Below are 1,730 nucleotides of genomic sequence, written 5' to 3'. Positions count from 1 at the left end.
CGCGGCGGGCGAAGTCCGCCCGCTCCACGGGCGCCTGCAGTACGAGCTCCTGTCCCCGCCTCAATGCCGCACCCTTGCGAACCAGCAGCTCGGCATAGTTGTCAATCTTGGGAGAAAGATGCCCGATGGCGACATGGCACTCTTCGGCGGTCATGGGAACGCTCATGGATTGCCCTTTCACGAAATCGGGCCCCGAAGGGCCCGATGACAGTCTATGGAGCGGGCAACGGGATTCGAACCCGCGGATGATGGCTTGGGAAGCCATTGCCTTACCACTTGGCGATGCCCGCATGTTTGTGGATTCTATCACAGCTCCCATTGCGACGTGCCCAAGGCTTTTGTCGAAACTGTCGCGAATCCCATGCTCGGAGGGCTCGCGTCCCTAGCTGACGCCAGACTGGCGCAAGCTGCCGATGGGTTTGCTGCCAGCTCGCATGAGTAGCCTCTACTCCCCAACGTAGGCGACCGGGGAGGTCTGGTGGAAGAGACGCTGCTTGCAAGGCAGGAGATACGACGGGCGGAGGCGCTTGGACCGGACGAGGTCGGCCTGGCCTCTGGGGCGGCGGGCAAGAGGCGGCGTCCGCCGCGGGCCCAGCTGCGCGGAGGCGACCCCGTGCGCGGGGGCAACCCCCTCGGAACGGGACATGCCGGCAGCCACCACAGGGGGACCGCCGGCATGCAATAGGTTCATTGGGTCGGACTTGGTTCTTGGACGGACCCTCCTATGCCCGTCGAATGAGCTCGGCGACGAGCTCGGCGACGTCGACCACCTGCGCCGCATCGAGGTTCTCCGGCACGTCGTCCGCGGTGTGAGAGAGCGCGGGAACGCCGTCCTCAGAGACGCCCATGATCGTTGCCGCACGCATGGACGACTGCATGGCGGGTGTCGCGTCCGTGTCAGCCCAGTCGAAGCGAACCTTCTCCAGCCCGACGTGCAGGTCGTCTGCGATCTTTGACAGCAGGCGGACCATCCTGCGGTCTGCCCTGCGCGGACTGGTGGCACCCTCGCTCGTGAGCACGCTGAGGCGACCGGCGCCGACGGTGTCGAGGTTGACGACGAAGGCGCCACGGATGTCCTTGCGGTGCTCGGCCATGAAGCGCTTTGCGCCAGCGTGGTCGAGTCCCGAGGCACCCAGGGCCACGAACCAGACGTCGTGGGCAAGCAGCTCGTCGTCACCCATGCTCGTGATGGCCTCGCGCAGCTCTTCCATGCCAATCCCCTCCCGGGGCTCCATGGCCTGGGGCTCCTCTCCACCCAGGATGTAGCCCTCCGCAGAAGCCTGGCTCGCGCCTTCCTCGGAGCCGGCAGGCTCATCCTCGACGAGCCTGAGGTCAAAGCGGCTCGTCGCGCCTCCCTTCCATCCGTCGCGAGGCCTCCCCTGCTTCGCGTCCGAGAAGTTGTCCCAGCTGCCAATCTCGCGGCCGCTCTTCTTGGCGTCGAAGTCCTCGTCAACGCCAAGCCAAGAGCTCAAGGAATCTGAGTCTTCCGTCTGGTCCTTGTGGCGACCGAAGATGTTGAAGCGCTTCTTGCCCATGGGCCTTGCCTGGTGGGACCCACCCCGTGGCCGCGGAGACTCAGACCTCAGGGCACCCTCGCCCACCACGCCCAACGGCTCGCGCTCGCCCCTCGTATAGGAGAGGTCCGCGGCCGACGGGCGCGCGCGTCCCTCGTCGATGCCGCGCGGGGCGGGAGTGGGGCTGGGCTCCTCGGGGGCAAGCGGGTCGGGCGT

The 1,730-nt window shown here is 66.8% G+C and carries 2 protein-coding genes and 1 tRNA gene; 1 reads left to right on the top strand and 2 read right to left on the bottom strand.

Annotated elements, in window-relative coordinates; translation table 11 throughout:
* Positions 1-215: 215 nt before the first annotated feature.
* A tRNA-Gly gene (locus tag BQ7388_RS09200) sits at positions 216-290 on the bottom strand.
* Positions 291-478: 188 nt separating this feature from the next.
* Between BQ7388_RS09200 and BQ7388_RS12100 the strand changes: the two genes are divergently transcribed.
* Complete coding sequence (locus tag BQ7388_RS12100; RefSeq protein ID WP_129583199.1) at positions 479-685, top strand: hypothetical protein; 207 nt, start codon at positions 479-481, stop codon at positions 683-685.
* Between the two features lie 37 nt (positions 686-722).
* Here the strand turns inward: BQ7388_RS12100 and BQ7388_RS13110 are convergent.
* A partial coding sequence (locus tag BQ7388_RS13110) for a M28 family peptidase (RefSeq protein ID WP_234946913.1) occupies positions 723-1,730 on the bottom strand: 1,008 nt, incomplete at its 5' end.

The organism is Olsenella phocaeensis (assembly GCF_900120385.1).
Lineage (GTDB): Bacteria > Actinomycetota > Coriobacteriia > Coriobacteriales > Atopobiaceae > Olsenella_I > Olsenella_I phocaeensis.
This window is presented reverse-complemented; position numbering and strand designations above follow the sequence as displayed.